This is a genomic window from Candidatus Leptovillus gracilis, from assembly GCA_016716065.1.
Classification (GTDB): domain Bacteria; phylum Chloroflexota; class Anaerolineae; order Promineifilales; family Promineifilaceae; genus Leptovillus; species Leptovillus gracilis.
Genome location: JADJXA010000003.1, coordinates 727,766 through 747,836 on the forward strand (window position 1 = coordinate 727,766; position 20,071 = coordinate 747,836).

Sequence of the window (20,071 nt, forward strand, 5' to 3'; positions counted from 1 at the left end):
CTCTTTTGCCATCGGCCCTCGTCACGTTATAATGCAGTCCATCAACCACGACACAATGCGCATAACGCTCGACGTATACCAAATGCAGTTTTTCAGAGGTGATCAATGGCTAAACCCACCGGCTCAGGCGAGTCGCAAGAACTTAGAGATTTACGCCAACAAGTTGAATGGCAGGATGAAGAACGGCGCAAAGTCGGCCGCAAATTAACGGAAATCGAACAACGGGTTGTCCTACAGGAGCGGGAAGTTACTGCCCGCGACCAACGTATTCAAGACCTGGAAACGCAAATCGCTGGTCTCACTTCGCAGCTTTCGCGTCTGCCTCAGGTAGATGTGCAGTTGGCGCAGTTCAAAGACGACATCGTGCAGATGATCGAGCAGTATGATCAGCGCCGGGTGCAGGCGCAGGCGGAAATGGAAGCGATGCGCCGTGTGGAACATGAAAGCAACGTGCGTGAAATCGCCGACGTGCGCAAGGAGCTGCCGGCTATCCCGCGCTTGCAGCGCGAAATGGAAATGCGTCAGGCGGAAGAGACACGGTTGGCGAACTTGATCGGACAGCAGCAGAATAAGATGACGGCCGTTGCCAACCGCGTGGACACCTGGGAAAACTCCCTGACCTTCTTGGAAGAAAAAGAAAAACAAAACAGCCGCAGTATCAGCGAAGCACAGGCCAAACTGGTGGAAATCAACAAACGATGGAGTCCCATCCACGACCGATTGGACGTGCTGACCAGCAACGCCAGCAAACTAGACATCAGCATCCGCAATCTGATGGAAACACAGCAAGAAATCCGCGAAAGCACCAAAGGCTGGATGGAACAAATCCAGATTGGGGAATATGAACGTAACCAGCGGGTGGAAGGGTGGCGGCAAATCATGGAAGACCACGCCAAGACCATCCAACAATTCTCCAAAGAATGGGTCACGTTTTCCGACCAGTACAAAGAAGCCAAAATGGCCGTGCAAACCCTGGCCCCCTGGCAGGCGCAAATCGAACAACAGCAGCGCGACACGGCCGAACTTCTGCGCGTGGAACACAGCCGCCTCAGCGCCAATTGGGAGAACTTCCTGTCTGAAAACGACAAAAAATGGCGCACGTTCGACGTGGAAATGGAACAGCGATGGGCCGGTTTGAACCGGCAAAACCGGCAAATTTTGGAACAAATTACCCTGCTCGAAGAACAGCTTAAAACCATCGAACAAGACAAAGAAACATTGTGGCGTGTGCAAACAGCCCAGGCCGACGCCCTGAAACAATGGCCGCGCCTCTGGCTGGAAGAAGTTGAAAAAGCCGTTTCCCGTAACCCCAGCCGCCGTCGCCAACCGGCGCTGGTCCCGGTGCGTGAAGAATAAGAGAGAGCAGCCAGTGTTCAGTATTCAGTGTTCAGTGAACTGGATACTGAACACTGAATACTGAACACTGAAATGTACGTCATCGGTACCGCGGGCCACGTAGATCACGGCAAATCCACTCTCGTAGAGGCGCTCACCGGTATTGATCCGGACCGCCTGGCCGAGGAAAAAGAACGGGAGATGACCATTGACCTGGGCTTTGCCTGGCTGAATTTGGGCGATGGCGCAGAAGTGGGTGTGGTGGATGTGCCCGGCCATCGGGATTTCATTGAGAATATGTTGGCGGGCGTGGGGGGCATTGACCTGGCGCTGTTTGTGGTGGCGGCCGACGAAGGGGTGATGCCGCAAACACGCGAGCACCTGGCAATTCTTGATCTGTTAAACGTGCGCAGCGGTGTGGTGGCCTTGACCAAAAACGACCTGATTGATGACCCTGACTGGTTGGACCTGGTGACGCTGGAGCTGCACGACTTATTGGCCGACACTGCGCTGGCCGACGCGCCCATCGTGCCGGTGTCGGCGCGCACCGGAGCCGGGCTGGATGAACTGCGGGCCGTATTGTGGCAGCGGTTAACGGCCGTTCCCCCCCGCCCTGACCTCGCCCGCCCCCGTTTGCCCATTGACCGAGTGTTTAGCCTATCCGGTTTTGGCACAGTCGTCACCGGAACTTTAAGCGACGGCCGTTTCCACCTGGGCGACGCGGTAGAAATCCAGCCATCTGGACTGAAAGGGCGCATTCGCGGACTGCAAACCCACAAAACCAAACGAGACACAGCCCATCCGGGCAGCCGCGTCGCCATCAATATCACCGGCGTAGACCACAATCAGGTGCAGCGCGGCGATGTGGTGGCTGCGCCAGGCATTCTGAGCGCGACCGTTTTGTTAGACGTGGTCTATCGCCATCTGGCCGATGCGCCCACACCATTGAAGCATAATATGGCCGTGAAATTGTTTGTCGGCGCGGCCGAGGTGATGGCCCACGCCCGCGTGTTGGGCATGACCCAAATCAACCCCGGCGAAGAAGGCTGGCTGCAACTGGCCCTGACGCAGCAGGTGGCTGTGGCGCGCGGCGATCATTTCATTTTGCGACGGCCGTCGCCTGGCGCAACTCTGGGCGGCGGCAAAGTATTGGATCCACACCCTGGCCGCCGCCACCGCCGTTTTCGTCCCGATGTCTTGGCCCGGCTGCAAACCCTGGCCCAAGGGACACCGGCCGATTTGCTGCTGCAAGCGCTGTCTCGCCTGGAGCCGACCACAATGACCAAACTGCGGCAAAGCGGCAGCGTCAACCAGGCCGAAGCGGCGGCTGCCCTGGCCGAATTGGAACGGGACAATCTGATTGTCCGCCTGGAACAGCAGCTCATGACCCGCGCCGGTTGGCAGCGGCTGCAAGATCGGCTGGCAGAGATTGTGGCGCGTTATCATCAGGAGAATCCGCTGCGGCTGGGCGTGCCCCGCGAGGAGGCGCGCAGCCGCCTGAAGCTGCCGCCAACCATTTTTAATCCGCTGGTGGATGCGGCCGCGCAGGCCGGTCTGGTGATCCCCGACGAAGCCACACTGCGCCAACCCGGCCGTGAAATTACCTTGTCGCCGGGGCAGCAAACGGCCGTGTCTGCCTTACTGCGCCAGATGGACGCCGCCGGTATCCATTCACCCAGCGTGAAGGAATGCAAAACGGCCGTTGGCAACGCCGTATATTTGGCCCTGCTGGACATGGGGCAGCTGCGCCAACTTAACGATGACGTGGTTTACGCTGCGCCACATTATGCCCTATTCACCGGGCAGATCGTGGCGTACTTGGCAGGGAACGGCCGTATCAACGCTGCCCAGGCCCGCGACTTGCTGCAAACCAGCCGCAAATACGCCATCGCCTTCTTAGAGCACCTGGACGACATCAAAGTTACCCGGCGCGTTGGCGATGATCGGGTGTTGGTGCAGCCAAAAAACACTCCATCATGAATTTTGATGACCTGAAGCAAGAAATCGAGCTGTTGAAAGCAGAGAATGCGACATTGACCGCGCGAGCAGCCCGGCTTGGCCGGGTTGAACATACGCTGAATGCTATCCTAAAAGGCACAGCATGGGCAACCGGTCATGATTCTTTTGTTTCCCTGGTACAACATCTGGCCGAAACGCTGGCGGCCCGGTATGCGTTGGTAGGCGAGATAACCGGCCATAACAAAGAGCTGATTCAAACGATTGCCTATTGGCAAGACGGCCGTCTGCGGCAAAATATCCAATACGAGATTGCCGGCAGCCCTTGCGCCGCAGTGCTGGAAAACGGGATACAGTATTACACCTCAGATGTCTGGCGATTGTTCCCCGAAGACAAAGGATTAAACGAGAAACAGATCGAGTGTTACATTGGCGCGCCGCTGTTCGGCGCCGATGGGCAGCCATCAGGAGTTCTGGTCGTCTTCCACGACCAGCTCATAGACAGCACCGTTGATTCCGTCTCGGTCATGAATCTGTTTGCTGCGCAAGCCGCGACCGAGTTAGAACGTAAGCGAGCCGCAGAGATGGAACGCACACAACGCGAACTGGCTGAAGCCCTACACGAAATCGGCCTGGCGTTGAGCGCATCACTGGATGTTGAAGTGGTGCTGGATTTGCTGCTGGAACAGCTCGGCCGGGTTGTACCTTATGATTCGGCGAACGTTATCGAAGTGCAGAATGGGCAAACGTTTGTTGTGCGGGCGCGTGGTTACGAGCAGTTCAGCATTTTTTTGGATACTGCCCAACGGCCGCGCGCTAGAGACGTGGCCGACGCGCTGACCTGGCAGAAAGTGATTGAGACAAAACGGCCGTTAGTCATCCCAGACATCAAGCAGAGCAATTTGTGGCTCGACAGCGCTTCCACCCCACACATTGGCTCTTGGGCCAGCGCTCCTGTACTGATTGGCGGCGAAGTAGCAGCCTTTTTATCCATCAACAAACTTGAACCTGATTTTTACAACGACGAACATGGGCAGCGTTTAGCGGCGTTTGCCGCCCAGGCCGCGCTGGCTCTGCAGAATGCCCGGCTGTTTGCTGCGGCCACCGGGCGCACCGAAGCGCTGCGATTGACAGGCGACGTGCTGCGGGCGCTCAACGCAGCTTCCAACATTCAGGATGCGTTCCCTGCCCTGGTGAGGAGTCTGAAAGCCGCTACCAACTGCCAACGGGTCACGTTGGCGCAAATGGATGAAACGCGGGAGTGGGCCTATTTTATTGCGCTGCATGATGACAAGAATCAATTTGACTCAGCTTTTCGTCTGCACATTTCGCAGTCGGCGGCCACTGAGGATTTATTGCACGGCCGTGTCCACATCGTGCCCGACATCAGCCAAGAATTAGACTATCTGGCTGCTCAATTATTGTACAAAGAGGGGTATCGGGCCTATATAGCCCTGCCGCTGCTGGTTAATGAGGCTACCCAAGGAGTTCTGACATTAAGTTGGGACCAGACAGGCGCGTTTGAACAAGTCAGACTGCCTCTGGTTCAGCAAATCGCCAATGTCATTGCCCTGGGGCTGGAACGAAGCCAATTGTTTGCCAAAACCCACGCCCGAACCCAAGAATTGAATCTGCTCAACAAAGTCATTTCTGCCGCCGCTTCCGGGCAGACAGAAGAAACCGTGCTGCAAATACTTTGCCAGGAAATTGCCCACTATTTATCGGCAAGCCACGTCACGTTGGTGGAGTTAGACAAGTCCATGACAACTGGGCGGGTGATGGCCCAATATCTTAGCCCCGATCACAAATCGCTTACCGGCCGGGTTTTAGAGCTAATGACAGACAGCGCATTGTTAACGGCCGTTGTGCAAACCCAAACGCCCTTTGTTGTCCCGGATTTGAGCCAATTCCCCCTTAGTCCTGGCATGGCCCACCTGGTCGAAATCTACCGCCTCATGTCGGCTTTACTCGTTCCTATTTCGCTGCGGGGCAGCCTTGTTGGCATTATGGGCATCGGTTCCGAGACGAGACATGTTTTCACCAACGAAGAAATCCGCCTGACCCAAACCGTTTGCGAAGAATTAGGCCGCATTCTGGAAACGGCACGCTTGTACGACCAGTTACGCACCCACGCCGCTGAATTGGAAGAGCGGGTAGCGGAACGCACCAGCGAATTGGCCGAAGCCAATGAGCAGCTCAAAGAGCTAGACGCTCTCAAGTCCCAGTTTGTGTCCGACGTTTCCCACGAACTGCGTACACCGGTAACCAATCTGAAGCTGTATCTCGATCTTCTGGAACACAAAGGCAGCGAGCTTTTGCCCAAATACCTGCCTATTTTACAAAAACAGGCTGACCGCTTGGGTCAGCTTATCCAGGATATTTTAGATCTTTCCCGGCTAGACATTCGCCCCAACAACCTGCCTGGCTTCCAATTGGTAGACCTGAACGCCATTGCTCAGGACGTTGTCATCGCCCATCAGCCGCGCGCCGACATTGCCGGCTTACAGATGGTTTTTACACCCTGTCCCGACCTGCCACTCATTTGGGGCGAGCGCAATCAACTGGCGCAGGTGATCACCAATCTATTGTCTAACGCCATCAATTACACCAAACAGGGCCGCATAGAGGTAAAAATTGCGCCCACCGCCAATCAGCAGCAGGTCTGTCTGGCCGTTAAAGATACCGGCATCGGGATTGACGCCGATGATGTGGTCTATTTGTTTAACCGGTTTTACCGGGGCAAGCAGGCCCGACAATCTAATATTCCTGGAACCGGGTTGGGCCTAGCAATTGCCCAGGAAATCGTCCGGCTGCATGGTGGGCATATTGAAGTATTTAGCGCCATCAACCAGGGTTCCACACTCAGCGTTTTTCTACCGATGCAGACCTGAATGTTTGTTGCCTGACGGCCGTTGCCCACCCTCCCCTTCCATAAAGTGGGAACGCACCCGCCAATGAACTAGAAACCAGAGCGCCGCCATAACCATACTCAGCCAACCCAAAACGGCCGTTACCCCACGCACATCCATCCCCCACGAATCCTGCGCATAACCGGCAAAAAAAGTAGCAACAGACTGCGTCAGCGTCAACGCCGCAAACTCAAAGGCAAACACCCGGCCGCGAAATCGGTCGGGCGTCAACATTTGCAGCAGGGCCGCCGAAAACACCCAGACAGCCCCAGACCCCACCGTCCGCACCAGCGTTCCGGACAAAAAAACCGGCAGCGAGCCGGCCCGCGCCAAAGTCATAATGCCCACCGTCAGGAGAACAAAGCCGATGGAAATCCCTAACAAAATCCGGCGACGGCTGTCACCCAGCCAGGACCGCAGCACAATCGGCCCCAACCCGGTCCCCAATCCGCTGACAACATAGATAGCGCCCAAAACGGCCGTGGCGCCATTTTCAACATGCAGCGTTTGCGCCACAAACGAGTCCTGCAGCGAAAAGACCTGCGCCGCAAACGTGATCTCCAGCACATTGATACCACCCCAGACCAACGAACCGGCCGCCTTCACCAGCGCAATCGCCAAAATAACAGGTTCGCCCCACAGATACCGAAACCCGTCTACAAAATCCAGCCACCCCGTCTGCCGAACTCCCACCGACGTAATAACCGTCGCCGGCATCACAATCCGGCTAATAAACCAGGCAGAAAGTATAAATGTCAGGCTGTCCAGCACAAACGCCGTCTGTGCCCCCAAAGTAGCCGCCACCAATCCACCCAAAAATGCGCCCAACGCCAGCATCGTACTCCAGGTAAGGCTGTCCAGCGCATTAGCCGTCACCAGGTCCTCTTCAACCACGACATTGGCCAATACTGCATTCCGCGCCGGTGTAAACAATGCACTCAACACAAACTGAAGCAGTGTCAGTGCATAAAACAACCAAATTTGCCCCGACGAGCGCACCAACAAAAAGCCAAGCACGGTAAAGGCGCGCAGCACATCAGAAACAATGAGAATCGTTCGACGATTGAGACGGTCAGCCAGCACACCGGCCAGAGGGCTAAACAGAAAGAGGGGTAAAAAACGAGTCAAAAAAAGGTAGCTAATAGCTACCCCGCTGTTGGTAAGTGCAGTGATGATTTCGGCCGCGGCCAGCAGGTTGAACCAATCTCCCAACTGAGAAACAACACTCCCCAGCCACAGAAAACGATAGTTACGGTTTTTCTGCAGCAGAAGGAGATATTCACGCATGACGACGGCCGTTGCTTAAGTCCCCCAAACAAAAAAAGAGATTGGCTACTGAAGAGTAGAAGATATACATCTTCACTCCTCAATTTCCAATCTCTAAAAAAGGTCTCTTGGCAATGACCTACTCTCCCAGGGAGTCACCCCCCAAGTACCATTGGCGCTGGCGAACTTAACTGCCGGGTTCGAGATGGGACCGGGTGTACCCTCGCCGCTCAAATCACCAAGAGATCTTTCTAAAAAACAACAAATTAAAGAACATATCAAATGAATAAGGTAACAGGAACTATGTACAATACCAAAATTCCGAATTCTCCGTACCATGTGTAACGTAAGCCCTCGACCATTAGTACGGCTTAGCTGAGTACATTACTGCACTTACACTTGCCGCCTATCAAGCTAGTGGTCTCCTAGCGGTCTTACTCCATAACGGATGAGGGATCTAATCTTGAGGCAAGTTTCCCGCTTAGATGCTTTCAGCGGTTATCTCTGCCAGACGTAGCTACCCAGCGATGCACCTGGCGGTACAACTGGCACACTAGAGGTCTGTCCACCCCGGTCCTCTCGTACTAGGGGCAGCCCCTCTCAAATCCCTTGCGCCCACAGCGGATAGAGACCGACCTGTCTCACGACGGTCTGAACCCAGCTCACGTACCGCTTTAATGGACGAACAGTCCAACCCTTGGGACCTTATCCAGCCCCAGGATGCGATGAGCCGACATCGAGGTGCCGAGCCTTGTCGTCGATGTGAACTCTTGGACAAGACTAGCCTGTTATCCCCGGAGTAGCTTTTATCCGGTAAGCCACGGCCCTACCACACGGAACCGTGGGATCACTAAGCCCTACTTTCGTACCTGCGCGACGTGTATGTCTTGCAGTCAAGCTCCCTTGTGCCTTTACACTCTACGGCTGGTTTCCATTCAGCCTGAGGGAACCTTTGGGCGCCTCTGTTACATTTTCGGAGGCGACCGCCCCAGTCAAACTACCCACCAGGCACTGTCCCTACGCCGGATAACGGCCGCGGGTTAGAGCCAAGACTTAGCCAGGGTGGTATTTCAAGGTTGGCTCCACCGAGACTGGCGTCCCAGCTTCAAAGCCTCCCACCTATCCTACACAAGATAAGCCCTAACTCAATGCCAAGCTGTAGTAAAGCTTCACGGGGTCTTTTTGTCCTGCTGCGGGTAACGCGCATCTTTACACGTACTTCAATGTTCGCCGAGTCCCTCGTTGAGACAGTGCTCTTCTCATTACGCCATTCGTGCGGGTCGGAACTTACCCGACAAGGAATTTCGCTACCTTAGGACCGTTATAGTTACGGCCGCCGTTCACTGGGGCTTCGGTTCAAAGCTTTGCTTGCGCTAACCTCTCCCCTTAACCTTCCAGCACTGGGCAGGCGTCAGCCCCTATACATCGTCTTTCGACTTAGCAGAGACCTGTGTTTTTGTTAAACAGTTGAAAGAGCCGTTTCTCTGCGGCCTCCGCCAGCTCAACGAATTGTATCACCGGCAGAGGCCCCCCTTATCCCGAAGTTACGGGGGCATTTTGCCTAATTCCTTAACGAAGGTTCTCTCGATCCCCTTGGTATACTCTACCCACCTACCAGTGTCGGTTTGCGGTACGGTCACCTAAATATCATCACTTAGAGGTTTTTCTTGGCAGCCTGGCTCAATCACTTCTGGCTCTAAAGGCACCGCTATCACGCTTCAGACTCCGGGTGCGGATTTACCTACACCCATCCTTATCCTAGACGTTTAGCACCCCAATCCAATAAGGGGCTGACCTACCACGCTGCGTCCCCCCATCGCTCCATTTAGGCGGTTCCGGAATATTAACCGGATGTCCATCACCTACGCCTTTCGGCCTCGGCTAAGGCCCGACTAACCCGACGCGGATTAACCTTGCGTCGGAAACCTTAGGTTTACGGGGAACATGTTTCTCACATGTTTTACGCTACTCATGCCAGCATTCTCACTTCTGTAGGCCACAGATGTCCTTTCGATCACCCTTGTATCTCCTACAGAACGCTCTCCTACCACTCCAACAAACCCGCAGAACTATCAAAGTCCGAGGCTTCGGTGCTATGCTTAAGCCCCGTTACATTTTCCGCGCAAAAGCGTTTGACCAGTGAGCTATTACGCACTCTTTAAAGGGTGGCTGCTTCTAAGCCAACCTCCTGGCTGTCTAAACACTCTCACATCGTTTCCCACTTAGCATAGACTTAAGGACCTTAGCCGACGGTCTGGGTTGTTTCCCTTTCGACTATGAAACTCATCTCACATAGTCCGACTGCCGCACTCTAGAGTATAGGTATTCGGAGTTTGGTTGAGGTCGGTAAGCTCGCGCCCCCTAGCTCATCCAGTGCTCTACCCCCTATACTAAACATGCGACGCTAGCCCTAAAGCTATTTCGGAGAGAACAAGCTATCTCCAAGTTCGTTTGGCATATCACCCCTACCCACAGGTCATCCCCTAATTTTGCAACATTAGTGAGTTCGGCCCTCCACGAGGGATTAGCCTCGCTTCAGCCTGCCCATGGGTAGCTCACCTGGTTTCGTGTCTAATCCCAGCAACTACATCGCCCTATTCAGACTCGCTTTCGCTACGGCTCCGTCTGTCGCTGACTTAACCTCGCCACTGAGATTAACTCGCTGGCTCATTCTCCAAAAGGCACGCCGTCACACAATTGCCCGAAGGCCATAGTGCTCCGACCGGTTGTAGGCACACGGTTTCAGGTTCTATTTCACTCCCCTTACCGGGGGTCTTTTCACCTTTCCCTCACGGTACTTGTTCACTATCGGTCGTCAAATGTATTTAGCCTTGGGAGGTGGCCCTCCCAGATTCCGACAGGGTTTCACGTGCCCCGCCGTACTCAGGAACATCGCAGGAGTCTATCCGATTTCGCATACGGGACTATCACCCTCTATGGTCCACCTTTCCTGATGGTTCTACTACCAGATAGATTTGTAACTCCTATGCGCGAGTCCTACAACCCCGCCACCATATAGACAACGGTTTGGGCTTTTCCCCTTTCGCTCGCCACTACTTAGGGAATTATTTCTTTTCCTGAGGTTACTAAGATGTTTCAGTTCACCTCGTTCCCTCTGTTACCCTATGTGTTCAGGTAACAGTGCTAGAGCATTAACCCCTAGCAGGTTTCCCTATTCGGACATCCCCGGATATAACATCTGCACACGACTCCCCGGGGCTTATCGCAGTGTACCACGTCCTTCATCGGCATTTGACGCCAAGGCATCCACCGTGCGCCCTTAGTAGCTTACACACATGATACGGAGAATTCGGCATTTTCATACGTACATAAATTACGCCATCACCTTATTCATTTGTAAATGTACTTGTCATCAGCTTAGTAAGCTGCTGATCAATGCCACCGTGAAGTAGCATTGATCAATCCCTTACTAAAACACAACACATATTTATAAAGGACAAAAAACCCGACATATAGTCGGGCCATCAAGAGCACAACTATACACCAACAAACCGTCAGATATTGAACAAGTTGAAAAAATCCATATCAGTTTGCAAAAAACCTTACCCGCAAACCCCTGGCCCAATGGAGATGAGGAGGCTCGAACTCCTGACCTCCGCCGTGCAAAGGCGGCGCTCTCCCAACTGAGCTACATCCCCTTAAGGAACAAAGGTGGGCCTGGTTGGACTCGAACCAACGACCTCTCCCTTATCAGAGGAACGCTCTAACCGGCTGAGCTACAGGCCCAAACGCGGGCGTCCACAAGTTAGCCCCTCTGGAGAGAAAGCTAATTGTCACACCTAAGAATTTGTTAAAACCTTGACAACTAAAAAGTGACAGAAACGATTTAACGCAGATTGACACCCTAATGGGTGACTGACCTGGGAGTGAGCTTTGTTTCACAACAAAGCTTTTTCTCCTTAAAAGGAGGTGATCCAGCCGCAGCTTCCGCTACAGCTACCTTGTTACGACTTCGTCCCAGTTACCGACCCCGCCTTAGGCGGCTGCCTCCCGTGAGGGTTAGCCCACCGACTTCAGGCGTTGCCAACTTCCATGACGTGACGGGCGGTGTGTACAAGACCCGGGAACGTATTCAACGCACTGTTGCTGACGCGCGTTTACTAGCAACTCCGACTTCATGCAGGCGAGTTGCAGCCTACAATCCGAACTGAGACCGGCTTTGGGGGATTGGCTCCACCTCGCGGCTTGGCAACCCATTGTACCGGCCATTGTAGCGTGTGTGTAGCCCAGGACATAAAGGCCATGCTGACTTGACGTCATCCCCACCTTCCTCCCGCTTATCACGGGCAGTCTCGCTAGACACGTATAACTAGCGACGAGGGTTGCGCTCGTTACAGGACTTAACCTAACACCTCACGGCACGAGCTGACGACAGCCATGCAGCACCTGTATACGCTCCCCGAAGGGTCGCTCACCTTTCGGCTCGCTACCACGCATATGTCAAGCCCTGGTAAGGTTCTTCGCGTAGCCTCGAATTAAACCACACGCTCCGCTGCTTGTGCGGGTCCCCGTCAATTCCTTTGAGTTTTAGCCTTGCGGCCGTAGTCCCCAGGCGGTCAACTTAACGCGTTAGCTACAGCACAGAAGGGGTCAATAACCTCCTACGCCTAGTTGACATCGTTTACGGCTAGGAATACCGGGGTTTCTAATCCCGTTCTCTCCCCTAGCTTTCGCATCTGAGCGTCAGGAGTGGCCCAGAGAGCCGCCTTCGCCACTGGTGTTCCTCCCGATATCTACGCATTTCACCACTACACCGGGAATTCCACTCTCCTCTACCACCCTCAAGTCTACTAGTTTCGAACGGCCTCTCCCAGTTGAGCCAGGAGCTTTCACGTCCGACTTAGTAAACCGCCTACATGCGCTTTACGCCCAGTAAATCCGGATAACGCTCGCCTCCTACGTTTTACCGCGGCTGCTGGCACGTAGTTAGCCGAGACTTATTCCTGGGGTACCGTCCTTTCTCTTCCCCCAGAAAAGGAGTTTACAACCCGAAGGCCTTCATCCTCCACGCGGTGTTGCTGCGTCCGACTTTCGTCGATTGCGCAATATTCCTTGCTGCTGCTACCCGCAGGTATCTGGTCCGTGTCTCAGTACCAGTGTGGGGGGTCACGCTCTCACGCCCCCTACCCGTCTTAGCCTTGGTAAGCCATTACCTTACCAACAAGCTGATGGGCCGCAGGCCCCTCTTAGAGCGCCGAAGCTTTAGTCAAGGTTTTCTAAAAGCCTTGACATCCGGGGTATTAGCTATCGTTTCCAACAGTTATCCCCCTCTCTAAGGCAGGTCACCAACGTGTTACTCACCCGTTCGCCACTCTCACCCCAGACGAATCCAGGGATCCCGTTCGACTTGCATGCATTAGGCACGCCGCTAGCGTTCATCCTGAGCCAGGATCAAACTCTCCATAAATAGAAAGTTTAAATCCGTCTAAAACGGACTACTATTAAAAGAATTTACTCAACCTGAACGTTACTGCGTTTCTGTCACTTTTCAATTGTCAAGGTACACAAGGTCAATGATTATAGCAAACGCACGCCCTTTGTCAAGGGATTTTTGCAGACAAAAAAACGGCTAAGAGCCGTTTCTAGCTACTGTAATTTCAGTTTGCCTGACCTTAATTTTTTTGTTTTGATGTTCCGATTATTTCGGCGACATCTCGTTGCCATCAACAGTTTGGGATTATAGCAAGCACCCTAATTGGTGTCAAGGGATTTTCGTGTGAATTTCTAAAACTGGTTTTAGCAAAGGTCACTCACTCGACTAAACTACTCCAATAGCTTTCCGTTTTTTGTTGTAAATCACATGTAGCGGCTAGTTTTTTCTCAGGTATAGGCTACAGAAAATGCTGCGGAATGGATGCGAGGTCGGATTCTTGGGTTATCACCGATGGCTCTTTTTCATTTCAGTTGTGCACACGCAGGGATGGGGTCGCGGGCTCGTCTTAACTGCAGCGAACGGCTTTTCCCTGCGCCATCTCGACCTGATAGAGGCCAGCGCCGGTCAAAGAAGAGGGCGAGATGACGCGGAGGCCAGGTATTGGTGGCTAGCAAAGATGCCCCACCTGCCCTTCCCTACCGACCCAACTGATTTGGCACACACCCGTCACCAATTTCTGAATGGAGTGATTTACTTCAATTGGCGCCGCTTCATACAATGCGTCATATTGGCTACACGCAATTCAAAAGAGAAGGTAATTGATTAAGTTATGAGCTACTCATAAATAATTGGTTAAAATGATTTTCCGTACTTCTGCGAGGGTTGTGGTAGGAGGCAGATTTTGAGTTTCAATGAAGAGAGTCAATAAAATTAGAGCCAGACTAAATGTTTCGCTGCGATTAGCGCCAAATACAGCGTTCAGCGTGCCATGGGCGCGACCCAATTCGATTACCTCTTGCGGTGATACTCGTATAGATGTCCATTTGCGTTCTGCGGTTTCTACCGGGACAGCTAAGTCCCACAACAAGTAAAGGGACTCCAGGTCTGTAATCCCTTCGGGGATTTCTCTGTTTCTGTCGGATACGGCACGGTGCAGCGCTTCTAATCTGGCAGTAAGTGTAGCGATTGCCAGATCTGGTAAATCGGCGCGTGACAGGCCAGATGGGAGGAGAAGCGCCAGCCGCTTCATTTGTTGTTTTTCATCATCCGAGAGGGCGACGTAAACATTTTGTCGGCTGACAGCGTGCGGCGGCCGGCCGCGCTTTGGCTTGTCTTTTAGCAGCTCGGCGAGCGTGCTGGTTCGGTCTTTGCGTTGACTGCTCATGGTTTTGGGACAGAAGACGTCATTCTAGCAGCAATCAAGCGGCCTGGCGGTAGTTGTGATGGTTTTCAAGGAATTTCGCCACAAATTCCTCATTTATGATTACGCCCCCGGTGATTAACAGCTCCAGGCATAAGTGGAGACACAGCAAACAGATGCTCCGCGGATAGCCACGTGTCTCGCGCCAGATGGGCATGATGGCGTCTTCGGTGAAGAGCGCCGGTTGTTTGTTGTCGCGTCAGCAGCGGGCAAGCGATACTCTATAAGGAGCGTGTATCGTCGGGGGTAAGCGGGTCTAGTGAGGAACGTGTCGCAACACGATCATTGAAGTCTGGCACCTCGCGCAGGTTAATATCTAATTCTGGGCGGCCGAGCAGAACTAATTGATAGGCTTTGCCACCACGCGGGTCTCTAAAGTTTAGCAGGCGGCGTAATTCAACAAATTGTTCAGGGCCTAATTCGTGAGCCTCGTCAATGATGATAAGGGGCAGAATACCATCGGCCGTTTTTTCTATAAGAAAGGCGCGAAATTCATTTAGCTGGTCTTCAGTGGCACGGCGGGTGCGTAAACCAAATTCAGCGGCGATGCGTCGCAATAATAGAAGACCGCTCTTTTTAGGCGTCTCGTCTATTTTTGCGGCAACAAAGTCGGGGCGGCGATGGTAACGGCTGTGAAACCAGGAGGCCAGGGTCGTCTTGCCGGTACCAATTTCGCCGACGATCACAGATGCCCCTTGCCCCGCTTCTACCATGTAGCTCACTTTAGAGAGGGCGCGTCTGGTTTCCGTGGACAGGTACATGAATCTTGGGTCGGCTTCGATGTTGAATGGTGGGACAACAACACCCAACCGATCCCACTCCGGCTTGTAGTGTTCTATTTCAAATCCAAATTGGGGGTTTGTACTCATTGCAATATGTTATAAAAGTCTATTTTGCTTGTCAAGTGGAGCATAGGAATTGATAACAGTGATATGTTGAGCGTATACAATGCCTCTTTGTTCAATCTATATGCTATAGATTGATTGACATAGTATATTATTTTTGTTAGACTGTCGGTCAGAATCATTTATATACGCCATTATTTCTCGTATTTTGAGCTATAAAGATAATGGTTTTTATAAACTTAATAGTATGCAGTTAACAGGGGTTCCGAACTCTGTTAAGAAAAAAGGCCAAGCGTATAAACGCCTGGCCTAGAGTGGTATAAGCAAGCTACCTACATTTGGCTGTTTGGTGCCGCCAACACCTTCAGCTTAGTCGCCCCTTTAGTGGGGAGGGGGATTTTGTATCCCCGGGTAGCTCACTAGCTAGGTAAGAGCATAGCATAGGCAGACATAGCTGTCAATGACGTATTATGTAGCGTTGAGACAGGTTATGTTTATTTTATGTTGCCTGTTTCTTGCCTGGCAACAGGGCAAGACGTGGTTAGCCAAACGGGTGGCGTCTCGTCGGCGCTGCTGGCTGCGCAGGAGCGGTTGGTAGAAGTTCGGCGACAACAGCAGGCAATGCGAGAGGTATGCGGCTTAACAAACGCGGAGTATTCTGACGGCCGTTTCCCCTCCCCCACCTCTCCATCCTTACAAGCCATTCAGTCTGGGCTGGCACATCTGCCAACCCATCTGGGCTGGGGCAGCGCCAACTTAACGGCCGTTCTCCGCCCCAGCCAACAACCCATTGCCATTTGCAGCGCTTCTCCGGCACCCCTTTCCATTGTCCAACCAATCGAAAACCAACCCGAACGGCCGTCACCGACGGCCGTTATCACACTCTACCCCGACCTGGGTCTGGCGATGTTACGCGAGAACCAGACGGCGGCTGGCCGCATCTGGCTGCTGCTGCGCCAGCTAGACGAAGCAGGGCGTGGGTGGGTGGATGAGACCACTACCCGGCGGATTCTGACGGAACGGCGGTCTGAGCAGCGCGTGTGTGGCTGGCGGCAAATGCGCAATTTGCTGCGCCAGGGGCAAGGGGTGTTCTGGCAGTGGCAAAACGGCCGTATCTGGCTGGCGTCGGTAGCCAAAGCGGCGGCGGCGCTGGGCTTGGCCCGCCTGGTTCAACGTCCCGTTGCCATCCCGTTGGCCGTGTTGACCGGTTCAATTAGCCTGGTTCGGGCGCATTTTTATGCCAGCTTCCACAGCAGCCGCAAGAACCAAACTGGCGACCACAAACCCATCGCCCGCGCCACGCTGCACGATGTGAGCGCCACCACGCCCAAGACACAGCGCGTTTATGAAAGAAAAAGCCGGGTGAAAACGCAAACGCATTTTGCTGTTGGCCCGGCCTGTTCGCCAGAGCAGCGACAAGAGGTTGGTTGGCGCAAAGGCCCGGCTTCTTTTGAATTTGTGGACCACAACGGCCGTCAGGGAAAACCTGGCGCAACTTATGTGGCCTGGCAGCTGCCCAACAGTTATCACGGCCCGCATCAGACAGTGGCGCGGGGCCGGCAGAAGCGGATCAATCGTGAACTGACAGACCTGTTTACGCAAGGGATGACGGGGAACGGTCAGCCGAGGATTGATCCACCCAACTGCCTGGCCCGGCGGTACTTTCGCAACGGCCGTCTTGCCGCAAAACACCTTCACCAATCCACAACCACCGCCGACAGCTATTGGCCGGACCGTCAAGCAAACAGAGGCGCCGCCGGGCAAATCTGGCACGTACTGCCGGGCCATACGGCCCCAAGCCCGACCCACCATGCTTTGTGAAAAAAGTCGGAAATTTTTTCCCCCCGTTCTAGGGATACTATGCTATTATTTTAGCCATGAAGATTTACACACTCGACCTAAACTTTCAACATGTTCCCCAAACCATTGCCGCCTACCTGGTTGTCGGCGATGGCGGCCCGGTGCTTGTCGAAACCGGCCCTGGTTCAACGTTAGCTGCGCTGAAAAGCGCGTTGGGCCAACATGGCTTTCAGCCAGCCGATGTGCGGCATGTGTTGGTGACACATATCCACCTGGACCATGCCGGGGCGGCCGGTTGGTGGGCGCAGCAGGGCGCCCAGGTGTACGTCCACCACTTTGGCGCGCCACACCTGATCAACCCTGACCGATTGTTACAGAGCGCCAGCCGCATTTATGGCGACAAGATGGACGCGCTTTGGGGCGATTTTTTGCCATCGCCGGCCGAGCGGGTGACAACCGTCGCTGATGGTGATGTGATCGAGGTGGTTGGTCTGCGTTTTACAGCGATTGAGACGCCCGGCCATGCGCGCCACCATCACGTTTTCCGTCTGGGCGGTGTGGCCTTTACCGGTGACGCGGCGGGCATCCATTTGCCCGATATGCCGATGATTGACGTGCCCGCGCCACCGCCAGAATTTGACCTGGAAGCCTGGGAAAACAGCATTGACCGCTTGCTGGCAGAAAACTTACAGACGTTGTACCCCACCCACTTTGGCGCGGTGAACGACCCAATCCAACATTTGACGACGTTGAAAGGGCAGATACGGGAGACGGCCGTCTACATCAAAACCCAGCTCGACGCCGGTGTAGCGCGCGACAAACTAGTGGAAACGTACAATCAATGGAACCGAAACCGCGCCAAAAGTGCTGGCATGTCCGACGCAGCGATTCACCAATATGAAATCTCCAACCCCTGGTATATGTCGGTAGACGGCATCAGCCGTTACTGGCGCAAACGCGAGAAAGGGGCTGCAAGTTAAGCGCCAGCAATCTGGGGCAAAGAGAGGATGACGCGGGTGTGCTGGTCGGGGGCGCTTTCTACAGCCAGCGTGCCGCCGACAACGGCCATCATGGTGCTGTGCAGGGCCAGACCCTGGCCGCTGCCTTTGTTGTTGTGGCTGGTCATTTCCAGGCCGACGCCGTTGTCTTCCAGGGTGAGCAGCAATCCATCTTGCCAGTCGGCGGTGAAGGTGAGGGTGAACGGCCGTTTCTGCCCATCTCCCCGGCCATAGCGCGCCGCATTACGCACGGCCTCCCGGGCCGCATAAAAAACCACCTCGGCCGTCAGGTTGGGGATTTGTGGCGATTTGGCCTGCGCCGCCGGCGAAATACGCCAGTGAACGGCATCAAACGCGGCTCTAAACTCGTTGTCTACGGCGCGCTGCAAGGCCGGCAGCAGCCCCAGGCGAGCCACATCTGGAGCGGTGATGGTGGGCATATCGTGCAGCAGATCGGAAATTTGCCGATGAACGGCCGTCAGCGTTTCCACCGCCTGCGCCGCCTCCCCATTTAATTGTGAGCTACTCATTTTTATCATGGCCGCCTGGAGGGCCGGTAGAATGTCGTCGTGCAGGACACGGCGGGTTTGCTGGTCAATGATTTGCGTCTGCGCCAGCCGTTCACGCTGCACCAGCATCAGGCGGCGGGCCATTTCGGCGCTGGCCTGGGTGTCTATCAGTCGCTCGCCGCTGACGCGGGCAATTTCAATTTCCTCCTGCGTATACAAGCCGCCGCCGCGCTTTTCGCCCAGGAGAAAGACGCCGATCAACCCACGCTCGCTCCACAACGGTACCGCCCATACTGCGCCCTGGTAACGCCTGGGGTCTAATAAAATGGTCATTGTGGTTGGGGAGGAAAATTGGGCAGCGATGTCGGTGAGCGGCGGCAGGGTGAAATTTTCGCGGTGGGGAAAGGTCAGCGGTGGACCGACCAGCGGGGCCATCGGACCCAGAGCGGCCAGATAAGCCAGACGCGCATCCAACACGTCGGTGCAAAGGGTGCGAAAGGCGGGTCCCAGGTCCATCTCTTGGGGCGTGGATTGGGTGAGGAGTTGGTCGTAGAGGCGGTTGCTGGTGATGAACGGCCGTAACTGGGCAATATACCGCTCCCGTTCGACATAAGAAGACCAGGCGAACAGGGCGAAGAAGAGGGTCATGAGTACGGCCGTCAGCAGCAAAATATAAATTAAGCGCAGTTCCACGGCAAACGCCGCGCCAACAATCAAACTGTAGCCAGCAGCCAGCAGAATGGCGCTGCGCCAATGCCGCAGCAGCCCCCGCCGCGGCAGCGATTTGCCGGTAAACACCTCGTAAGACACCACCGCCTGACCCAACATGAGAATGGCAAAACTCAGCAGCCCGGCGACCACCACATCCAGCCAGGCAAATGTAGTGCTGGCGGACAGATAAATATCGTAAAAGGTGCGCTGGCGGGCATCTTGCACCACCCAGGCCATCACGCCCATCAGCATAAAACTAACGACCAGCATGGTCAACGACGCCACAACCAGCCAGGGATGGGCGCGGCGGCGGGCCAGATCGCCCATGACGTGGCGCGGCGGGCCGGGCCGCCGCAGCGCGTCCAGCGCCAGGCCAATGCACAAGACGATGAACAGCGAGTAGCCTACGGCCAGCAGCGGAATCCCGGCCACCGACCAGCGAATGAAAACGCGCAGGTGGTACAAATTCGGCGATGGCACAGCCAACAAGATCATCCCCGCCGCCAGACTGAGCAGCCCCAGGACCAATCCGCCAGAGGCCAGCAGCAGCCATGGCCGCTGCCGACGGCGCAAATCAGACATGGGGTCATTCCAGAAGCCGGAGTACCACAACATGATGACGTACCAGGCAAACGGCAGGATGATGGCCGGGACCATGGCGATGGTCCACCAGAAAATGGTGCTGGCCCAACCCAGCGTGATGACGCCGCGCCCTATGATTGCCGTGTGGCTGACGAAGAAGGCCGCGCCTAACAGCAGCCAGCCGCTGGCGGCCCACACGCCCAACGTGCGCCGGTCGGAATTGAGCAGTACGGTAACGCCCAGCCACAAGAGTAGGATGGCATTAAAAAAGGAGATGGCGATGATCGCCCAATTGAGAAAGAGATTACCACTCATAAGCGACGATGAACGGGAAACGCTGAAGGA

9 protein-coding genes, 2 tRNA genes and 3 rRNA genes are annotated in these 20,071 nt (G+C 54.6%); 5 read left to right on the forward strand and 9 right to left on the reverse strand.

Features of this window, described 5'->3' with window-relative positions; genetic code table 11:
- Window positions 1-105: 105 nt before the first annotated feature.
- From IPM39_12040 to IPM39_12050, 3 genes are read left to right on the forward strand one after another with little or no spacing between them, the layout of a single operon-like run.
- The gene (locus IPM39_12040) at window positions 106-1,356 is read left to right on the forward strand and encodes a hypothetical protein (GenBank protein ID MBK8986788.1); all 1,251 of its coding nucleotides are present in this window, start codon (window positions 106-108) and stop codon (window positions 1,354-1,356) included.
- A 60-nt stretch (window positions 1,357-1,416) separates the two neighbouring features.
- Window positions 1,417-3,315 (forward strand): selenocysteine-specific translation elongation factor, encoded by a 1,899-nt coding sequence (gene selB / locus IPM39_12045; GenBank protein MBK8986789.1) that lies wholly within the window; start codon window positions 1,417-1,419, stop codon window positions 3,313-3,315.
- Entirely contained in the window at window positions 3,312-6,182 is a 2,871-nt protein-coding gene (locus IPM39_12050; GenBank protein MBK8986790.1) for a GAF domain-containing protein, read from the forward strand. The genes selB and IPM39_12050 overlap by 4 nt, the downstream gene beginning before the upstream one ends.
- Here the strand turns inward: IPM39_12050 and IPM39_12055 are convergent.
- From IPM39_12055 to IPM39_12090, 8 genes are all read right to left on the reverse strand, one after another.
- Window positions 6,165-7,487, reverse strand: a complete 1,323-nt coding sequence (locus IPM39_12055) for an MFS transporter (protein ID MBK8986791.1) — start codon at window positions 7,485-7,487, stop codon at window positions 6,165-6,167. The two genes, IPM39_12050 and IPM39_12055, sit on opposite strands and share 18 nt — an antisense overlap.
- 105 nt (window positions 7,488-7,592) lie before the next feature.
- Window positions 7,593-7,709, reverse strand: a 5S ribosomal RNA gene (rrf, locus tag IPM39_12060).
- 99 nt (window positions 7,710-7,808) lie between these two features.
- A 23S ribosomal RNA gene (locus tag IPM39_12065) occupies window positions 7,809-10,760 on the reverse strand.
- Between the two features lie 292 nt (window positions 10,761-11,052).
- Window positions 11,053-11,125, reverse strand: a tRNA-Ala gene (locus IPM39_12070).
- 14 nt (window positions 11,126-11,139) lie between these two features.
- Window positions 11,140-11,213 (reverse strand) — tRNA-Ile (locus IPM39_12075).
- Window positions 11,214-11,389: 176 nt separating this feature from the next.
- Window positions 11,390-12,894 (reverse strand): 16S ribosomal RNA (locus tag IPM39_12080).
- Together the 16S, 23S and 5S rRNA genes with 2 tRNA genes alongside form the textbook arrangement of a ribosomal RNA operon.
- 805 nt (window positions 12,895-13,699) lie before the next feature.
- The gene (locus IPM39_12085; protein ID MBK8986792.1) at window positions 13,700-14,245 is read right to left on the reverse strand and encodes a hypothetical protein; all 546 of its coding nucleotides are present in this window, start codon (window positions 14,243-14,245) and stop codon (window positions 13,700-13,702) included.
- Window positions 14,246-14,502: 257 nt separating this feature from the next.
- Window positions 14,503-15,150: an AAA family ATPase gene (locus IPM39_12090; GenBank protein ID MBK8986793.1), complete on the reverse strand. Its 648-nt coding sequence runs from the start codon at window positions 15,148-15,150 to the stop codon at window positions 14,503-14,505.
- A gap of 477 nt (window positions 15,151-15,627) precedes the next feature.
- On the opposite strand from IPM39_12090, the gene IPM39_12095 reads away from it, so the two are divergent.
- Window positions 15,628-16,947, forward strand: a complete 1,320-nt coding sequence (locus IPM39_12095) for a hypothetical protein (protein ID MBK8986794.1) — start codon at window positions 15,628-15,630, stop codon at window positions 16,945-16,947.
- A gap of 56 nt (window positions 16,948-17,003) precedes the next feature.
- Window positions 17,004-17,906: an MBL fold metallo-hydrolase gene (locus IPM39_12100; GenBank protein ID MBK8986795.1), complete on the forward strand. Its 903-nt coding sequence runs from the start codon at window positions 17,004-17,006 to the stop codon at window positions 17,904-17,906.
- Here the strand turns inward: IPM39_12100 and IPM39_12105 are convergent.
- A complete protein-coding gene (locus IPM39_12105) occupies window positions 17,903-20,041 on the reverse strand; it encodes a hypothetical protein (GenBank protein ID MBK8986796.1) in 2,139 nt (712 codons plus the stop codon). The genes IPM39_12100 and IPM39_12105 overlap by 4 nt on opposite strands.
- Window positions 20,042-20,071: the final 30 nt, after the last annotated feature.